The organism is Variovorax sp. P4_D9, assembly GCF_056401695.1.
The window spans coordinates 1-3730 of record NZ_JBFUIU010000843.1; the positions used below are offsets into that span (position 1 = coordinate 1).

Genomic DNA, 3730 nt, shown 5'->3' on the forward strand with positions numbered 1-3730 from the left:
GTGGGAGTTGGCCCAGGCCAGGGAATGGCCGGCATTTCTCGATCTCGCTGTGCGGCAGCATCAGAACCTGATCGTGTCGGGCGCGACGGGGAGCGGCAAGACCTCGTTCATCCGCGCATTGATCGAACTGATCCCCCACTGGGAGCGGCTGATCACGGTGGAGGACACGCCGGAGATGCCGCTGCCGAACCATTCGAATTCGCAGGCGCTGTTCTATCGGCGCGATTCTCATGCCGGTGAGCGCGTGGTCGGGGCGACGGCCAAGCAGGTGCTGCAGGCAGTGATGCGCAAGACACCGAATCGCGTCCTGCTCGCCGAACTGCGCGGCGACGAGACCTTCTACTACGTCCAGAACGTCCTCAACTCGGGCCACCCGGGCGGCATCACGACCGTCCATGCTAATTCATCGCAGGAAGCCTTCATCCGCATCGCTCTGCTGATCAAGGCGTCGGACGAAGGCCGCAGCCTGGCGCTCGACGAGATCATGCGGCTCCTGCACACGCTGGTCCATGTGATCGTGCAGCTGGTCTTCGACAAGGAACGCGGCCGGCATGTTCCGGCGATCTACTACGACCCGATGTATGCGCTGTCGGTCGTGCGGTGAGGGGGGATCAAACCAGCGCAGCCATGAGGGCGCTGCCCTCTTTCTCAAGGAGATTACCATGAATCGAGTGCAACTGATTGGCCGGCTTGGCCGAGATCCCGAAGGTGGGCAAAGCGGCAAAGGGAGCTATGCGACCTTCAGCCTGGCCACGAATGAGTACTGGACCGATCGCGGCTCGGGCGAGCTGGTGGAACACACGGAATGGCACCAGTTGGTCTGCTACGACCGCCTGGCGGAGATCGCCCAGGAGTTCCTCACCAAGGGCAGTGAGGTCTATGTCGAAGGGCGGCAGCGGACGACGCGCTGGACCGACAAGGATGGCATCGAGCAGCGAGGGCTCGAGATCCGGATCGATGATATGAAGATGCTTCGCAGGGCCCCGAAGACGGATCCTGTGGTCACGGCGGCCAAAAGCATGGCGTCGATCGAGACCCTGATGAAGGACGTTGCGGTCGGCCTCCGGGACGACGTCACCCTTGCCGATCTGGCTGGCATGCTGAACGTCGTGCGGACCACCTTGGTCGGTGGCGACCAAGACAAGGAGGGCGCTCGTGAGGCGGCCGCCCGCAGCGTCGCCGCTTGAATCGGCGCACGAGGCGGACACGAGATCGGTTCAGGGCGGCGGCGATCGGCGTGGTGCCCTCGACGGGCGGAGAGCGCCAACCGACAAGACTTCGAATGAGGCGCCGTCGAACGTCATCGGGCCTGGCAAGCCAGGGGCTCGGGCTGCTGACCGTGGCGACGCCGGCGCAGATCCGCGTTCGGCGCGGCCCGAAGTGGCCGTGCGTGTTTCGGTGATCGACGGCGCTGATCGTCTCGTTTATGTCGACGTGCGAGATCGAAGAGGCTGGAAGCAGCCTTTGGCGGCTGAGCAGGTGGAGAGCGAACTTCGTCGTCTTCCTTCTGCCACCGATGGTGTCACCCCTGCCGAGCCGCGCACTGTGCGAAACCTGGAGATGGGGCGCCCGTTGGCCCCCCAGCACCGGGTGGATTCCATGCCCGCATCAAAGACGCCGACGCCCTACAGTCTTGGGAAAGCCAGCATCTCGGCGAGCCCGTCGCTGTCAGCTCAGCAACAGCGCATGCCAGCGCCGTCGAGGGCGCCAGCGCTGCCAGCTCAAGCTCAAGCGACGCTCCAGGCACCGGCGAGGGCAAGGTGAGCCGGCTGCGTGAGTTTCCTGTGGTCGATGAGGCTTGTGCCCCGAACCGGGTAGGCTTCGATCCTCATGAATGAAAATCGCCAGCCCGACCCACCGGCCTCCGTCTGGAACCGTTTCTGGTCGCCTCGCGCTTATGTGGAGACGTTGCCCGTTGATGCGTCGCCTCAGGAAGTGAGCGAGATCAGCATTCGAAACGCAATGTGGTTGAGGACGCACATGGACATCTACATCCTGAGATGGGGTGTCCTATGGGCCTCGACCGTAGTCCTGGCGATTGTGGCAACCAGCGAGGACGTTCCGGATCTGCTTTGTGCGCTGGCTCTTGCGGCGACGTTGATGTCGTCGTGGGGTCTGGGCGCCATGCTGCGAATCTATCGCCGCGCCACGAAGGCCATCCGGCAGTGAACGGACAGTGAGCTGAACTGAACGCGCGAAGCACCCTGCGGGCGATGGACCGTTTGGTGCCACGACCCCTGCTCTCCTCGRGCTGCCCCGAGTTTTCCGGGGCACGCCTACTTCACGAAATCCTGAAGCATCTTGCCGCTGTCAATGGCAGTCTTCAGCCACCGAGGCTTCGGACCGCGGCCGGTCCAGGAATTGCCAGCGCCGTCGCTGTAGGTGACTTTCGAGGGTGCGCGCTTGGCTTTCTTGGCGGCCGGCTTTGCACCTTTCATTCGACCAATGGAAGAAGCCAACTTCGACTTGGTGTTTGAACCTGCCCGGAATTCATCGATCGACCGCCCCGCAGTAAGAGCATCTCGCAACCAACGCGGTCGCGGGCCACGACCTGACCACACATTGCCGGCGTCATCACTGAACTGGGCTGAAGACTTTGCACTTTTCTTCGCGGCGGCTTTGCTCGGCGCGGAATCAAGACCCAGATGGGCAGCCGTCAGGCCGTAGTGCGCAATTGCGACCTTGATGCGATCGACGACACCCTTGATCTCACTGCCACGCAATGCTTCTGCCTGGCGTTGGAGTTGCTCGATCTGCATTTGGATCTGCTCATAGGTTTGTGCCATTGCTTGCTCTGGTTAGTTGTTCAAGGGTGAGAGTACTCCGACTCTCTGGGAGCGATTCTGCCACTCCCTTGTGCAAAGAGCACATTTAGACCTGAATTGAGCTCCAGGAGCACCAATGTCCGACATTGAGCGAACACCTCAGCGGACAATCGCGAAATCGATCTCATGCTATTGCCACTAAGTCCCGCAAATGTGATTTGTTCAGACGACATCGATCGGCGAGGTCACCACGCGCCTGTACCTGCCCATCACCTCCGGTTCGACGCCCAGCCAGGCCGCCACCGTCTCGGGTTCGAAGCCCCGACGCAATGGCCGCAGGGCGAAGGTATGCCGCAGCCGGAACGAGCCGCCCTCGCTGCTGTCGATGCCGGGCTCTTCCAGCACCTTCTTGGCGCACTTGTAGTGCGACTCCTTGTGCCAATGCTTGCCTGTGCGCGTCGACGGAAAGAGATGCTCACCCCCGATGCGGGCCTCGGCTCGAACCTGCTGCCAATGCTGCAGCAACTCTCCCGCCTAAGGCGCGATCGATTTTTCGCGGGCGGATGAATTCCCATCGCCCGGGACTGAGACCTTCCAGGGTCGACCACGAACGCGCCCGCCACGCGAAATCGGAGACGCCAGGGTGAGCGCGCGGACGTCTCCCGGCGTCAAGCCGCCGCGCACCTGCAAGGCAACCGCGCACCGGTTACGAAGTTCCTGCCAAGTGAAGGCGGCTTGGCTGTCGCGCCGGGAGCCTGCGAGCCCAGGTCGCGGCCGCGCGTTCGACAGGAACGTGATCAGGTGCTTGGCCTCGGCAACCGAAAGAAACTCGGGCAGGGGGTCCGCATTGGYAGCCTCCGCATAACGCACCTCCGGATGAGCCGCGAGCCAGTCGGAGGCCGTACGAGAGCGCGTCGCAATTCAGCCGTGAGTACAAGCGCCTCTTCGGGCTACCATCTCTGCAG

5 protein-coding genes are annotated in these 3730 nt (G+C 62.8%); 3 read left to right on the forward strand and 2 right to left on the reverse strand.

What is annotated here, in order from left to right:
- The 3 genes from AC1DY5_RS46555 to AC1DY5_RS46565 form a co-directional block, all read left to right on the forward strand.
- The coding region (locus AC1DY5_RS46555; protein WP_478121154.1) for an ATPase, T2SS/T4P/T4SS family at window positions 1-604 on the forward strand (604 nt) is incomplete at its 5' end.
- 58 nt (window positions 605-662) lie between these two features.
- Window positions 663-1187: a single-stranded DNA-binding protein gene (locus AC1DY5_RS46560; protein ID WP_478121155.1), complete on the forward strand. Its 525-nt coding sequence runs from the start codon at window positions 663-665 to the stop codon at window positions 1185-1187.
- Between the two features lie 643 nt (window positions 1188-1830).
- On the forward strand, window positions 1831-2169 hold the full coding sequence (locus AC1DY5_RS46565) for a hypothetical protein (protein WP_478121156.1): 339 nt from the start codon (window positions 1831-1833) through the stop codon (window positions 2167-2169).
- Between the two features lie 107 nt (window positions 2170-2276).
- Here AC1DY5_RS46565 and AC1DY5_RS46570 read toward each other — a convergent pair whose 3' ends face one another.
- Complete coding sequence (locus tag AC1DY5_RS46570; RefSeq protein WP_478121157.1) at window positions 2277-2786, reverse strand: H-NS family nucleoid-associated regulatory protein; 510 nt, start codon at window positions 2784-2786, stop codon at window positions 2277-2279.
- A 201-nt stretch (window positions 2787-2987) separates the two neighbouring features.
- Window positions 2988-3290, reverse strand: coding sequence for a hypothetical protein (locus AC1DY5_RS46575; RefSeq protein ID WP_478121158.1), 303 nt, complete (start codon window positions 3288-3290; stop codon window positions 2988-2990).
- Between the last annotated feature and the right edge of the window lie 440 nt (window positions 3291-3730).

Excerpts from the sequence above, each read along its gene's own strand:
- AC1DY5_RS46570 (WP_478121157.1), bottom strand. The coding sequence starts at position 2,786 with ATGGCACAAACCTATGAGCAGATCCAAATGCAGATCGAGCAACTCCAA.
- AC1DY5_RS46560 (WP_478121155.1), top strand. The coding sequence starts at position 663 with ATGAATCGAGTGCAACTGATTGGCCGGCTTGGCCGAGATCCCGAAGGT.
- AC1DY5_RS46565 (WP_478121156.1), top strand. The coding sequence starts at position 1,831 with ATGAATGAAAATCGCCAGCCCGACCCACCGGCCTCCGTCTGGAACCGT.